This window comes from Methylobacterium sp. WL103 (genome assembly GCF_008039885.1).
GTDB lineage: Bacteria > Pseudomonadota > Alphaproteobacteria > Rhizobiales > Beijerinckiaceae > Methylobacterium > Methylobacterium cerastii.
Genome location: NZ_VRUX01000455.1, coordinates 1 through 3,504, shown reverse-complemented (window position 1 = coordinate 3,504; position 3,504 = coordinate 1). Strand labels below are relative to the sequence as shown.

At 73.1% G+C, this 3,504-nt stretch carries 3 protein-coding genes; 1 reads left to right on the top strand and 2 read right to left on the bottom strand.

What is annotated here, in order from left to right:
- On the bottom strand, positions 1-1,263 hold a 1,263-nt coding region (locus FV222_RS20435), incomplete at its 3' end, for a sodium:proton antiporter (protein WP_147815506.1).
- Positions 1,264-1,316: 53 nt separating this feature from the next.
- Positions 1,317-2,741 (bottom strand): carbohydrate porin, encoded by a 1,425-nt coding sequence (locus tag FV222_RS20430; protein ID WP_147815505.1) that lies wholly within the window; start codon positions 2,739-2,741, stop codon positions 1,317-1,319.
- Positions 2,742-3,282: 541 nt separating this feature from the next.
- Between FV222_RS20430 and FV222_RS20420 the strand changes: the two genes are divergently transcribed.
- Positions 3,283-3,504, top strand: a 222-nt coding sequence (locus tag FV222_RS20420) for a gamma-glutamyltransferase (protein WP_187277395.1), incomplete at its 3' end; no start/stop codon positions are given.

Here is a 3,504-nt window from a genome sequence, read left to right as displayed (position 1 = left end):
GAGGGCCGCCTGGTAGGCCTCGGCCCGGGCGCGTCCGGTCTCGCGCCCGACCGGGTCGTCGTCCTCGAGGCCGAGGCGGGCGAGCAGCGGGTTCAGGGTCAGGCCCTGGACCACCAGGGTGCCGAGCACCGTGCCGAACGCGGCGAAGACGATCAGGTCGCGGTGCGGGAATTCCTGCGGCAGGGCGAGCGCCGTGGCGATGGTGAGGATGCCGCGCATCCCAGCCCAGGACACCGCGACGGCGCTCCGGAGCCGGCCGCGGCCGGGATCGGCGACGGAGAGGCCGGGCAGGCCGGACGCCGGCAGCACCCAGGCGACGCGCACCAGCACCACGGTGGCGAAGACCGCGCCGGCGAGCGCCAGCGCGACGAGCTGGTCGGCGCCGGCGAGCCGCTCGAGGATCGGGCCGATCTGGATGCCGATCAGCACGAAGGCCAGCACGTTGAGCACGAACACCGCCGTGTTCCAGACCGCGTAGGAGATGATGCGCACGCGCGGGGCGGTGATGCCGGGAGTGCCGCGCGCCACCGTGATCGCGAAGGCGACGAGCGTCAGCACGCCCGACATCTCCAGGCGCTCGGCGGCGATCCAGATCCCGAAGGCGGCCACGAATTGCAGCACGATGGTGCTGGCCGCGTCCTGCACCCGCCGCATCCCGGCGACGAAGGCGAGCCCCGCGAGCGGCCCCACCACCAGGCTCGCGACCACGCCCACGAGGAAGGTCGGGCCGACCTCGGAGACGTGGAAGGCGCCGCTCGCGGCGGCCGCGACGCCGAGCCGGTAGATCAGCAGGGAGCCGGCGTCGTTGAGCAGGCTCTCGCCGCGCAGGATGGTGGTGAGGCGGTGCGGCAGCGAGACGTGGCGCAGCACCGAGAGCGCGGCCACCGCGTCCGGCGGCGCGACGATCGCCCCGAGCACGATGCAGGCGGAAAGCGGCATGTCCGGCACCAGCAGCTTGGCGACGACGGCGACCGCGATCGTCGTCACCGCCACCGCCCCGAAGGCGAGGCCGGCGATCGGGCGCCAGTTCGCCCTCAGGTCGCGCAGCGAGGTGCCGTAGCCGGCATCCATCAGCACGGGCGCGAGGAACAGCGCCAGCGCCAGCCCCGGGTCGAGCTCGAGGTTCGGGACGCCCGGCACGAAGGCGAGGCCGACGCCGCCGAGCGCCAGGAAGGCCGGATACGGCGCACCGATTCGCCGCGCGAGAGCCGCCAGCAGCACCGCGCCGAACAGGACGCCGACAACCCACTCGAAAATGATCATCAGGGGAAGATAGGGCGGTGCGGCCGGCACGGCGGGGCCGGCGGACCTTCGACTCAGTACTGCACGGTCGCCCGCACCCCGAGCACGGTGGCGTTCTTCAGCCGGCGCCCGTCGGCATCCGCGACGCCGCCGCTCGGGCGGATGATGTACTGCAGGTCCGGCTGCACGGTGAAGCCCGGCACCACCAGCGCCTGGTAGGTCGCCTCCAGCGCGGTCTCGGCCCGCCGCCGCGGGATCGGGGTGCCGGTGAACAGGATGGTGTCGGTGTCGGCCCGGCGGGCGTCGTCGGCGTAGCGGGCGTAGGCGATGCCGGCGCCGACCGTGTCGTCGTCGCGCCCCGGGATCAGGCCCTTGTAGGCGAGGCCGGCGTCGACGTAGGCCGAGATCAGGCTGGAGCGCGTCGGCGAGAGCGAGGCGCGCACGAACACCGACAGGCCCTCGTCGTCCTTCTCGGGCTCGATCAGGACGCTCTGGTCGATCATCGCGTAGAGCCCGGCGTTGCCGCGCTGCCGGCGCGGCAGGCCGGACGAGGCCGGGTCGGCGAGCGACAGGCCGAGGGTGTCGCGGCGCAGGTCGTCGAAGCGGCCGAAATGCTGCCAGCCGCCGAAGGTCACCGTGCCGGGCAGCGCGGTCGAGCCCTTCTCGGTGTTGTAGGAATAGGCCGCCTCGGCCACGATCAGGGCCGGGTCGTGCGTGCGGAAGTTCGTGCCGGTGCGGTTGAGGCGCTGCGCCTCCGCGTCGTCGCCCGGGCGGTTGGCCCCGGCCGGATCGCCGTCGTAGAGCCCGGCCTGGAACGAGAGCCCGCCGCCGGGCTCGAACTTCGCCCGGATCGCCGGCGTCGCCAGGGGGTAGGCCGGGCCGCCGGAGGGGAGGTTCGCGCTGGTGATCGCCGGCCAGCCGAAGCTCGAGTTCACGAACAGCGTCGCGGTCTGGCTCACGAAGAACTCGCTGTCGGCGGCCTGCTGGCCGACCCGCAGGCCGAGCTTGCCGTCGAAGAGCTGCTGGTCGAACCACAGCACGTAGAGCCGTGTCGCGGGCAGCGCCCCGATGACGCTGACGTCGAGCAGGTTGCCGACGTAGTAGCGCGACAGGCCGGTGCCGTGGATGAAGTAGGCGTTGGCGTGCGCCGTGGCGCCCTGCCAGCCGGCGAGCGTGTCGAGGTCGAGGTAGAGCCGCAGGTTCAGCCGGTCCTCCACCACCGCTCCCTGCCGCATTCCGCCGGTGGGGTTGCCGAGCACGTCCGCGATGTAGGTGAGGCTGTACTGGATGCCCCGCTCCTTCAGCACCGGGCGCAGGCCGAAGGGATCGCCGAGGGGGCCGAGATAGGGCTCGACCGAGCGGGCGTAGCCGCCCGAGGTCTGGCTCGTGGTCTCGGGCTGGGCCACGGAGGTCCGCACGTCGCCGCCGGCGCCTTCGCGGATCACGGGGATGGCCGGGGGCGCCGGCGGCGTCTGCGCGAAGGCCGGGATGCTGAGCATCGCGGCAAGCGCTCCGATGGCGGATGGGCGGTGGATCACGGACGGCTCGGGTGGCGTGCGGCGGCAACCGTACAACAGGCGCCCGGCCGAGTCCGATGCGGGACGGTGACACGCGAACCGCGCGTTCTGCCTTTTCCCGCACAACGGCTACTGTATTCACACCTCTCCTGCCCTTGGCGGTTCGATGTGCGCGCATCCCCTCGCCCCGCGTGCGGGGAGAGGGCTTCGACGACCTCGTCGTCGGCAAAGCGAGGCGGCAGCCGACGGTGAGGGGGCCGAGCCGGAGGAGGCACTTCCGGAAGCTCCCCCTCACCGTCGCTTCGGCTTCGCCTCTCGCTCTCCGGCTGCACGACGGGGTGCAGCCGGGCCTCTCCCCGCACGCGGGGAGAGGGGAACCCGCGCGTTATCCGATGCCGTGACGAACGATGTGGATCCAGTAGCGCAGAGGGGGGGAAGCGGAGTGGCCGCCCTCGCGCCTTTTGCACCGACGGCACGGTTTTCGTACAGCCGGAGCGAGCCGTCGCCAGCCGCGAGCGAGACCATGCCCGAGACCCCCGTCTTCTCCCACGGCGCCTGCGCCGCCCCGCACCACCTCGCCGCGCAGGCCGGGCAGACCGTGCTGGCGCAGGGCGGCAACGCCATCGAGGCGATGACCGCGATGGCGGCGGCGATCGCCGTGGTCTACCCGCACATGAACGGCATCGGCGGCGACGGGTTCTGGCTGGTGCGCGAGCGCGGCGGCCGGGTGCGCGGCATCGAGGCC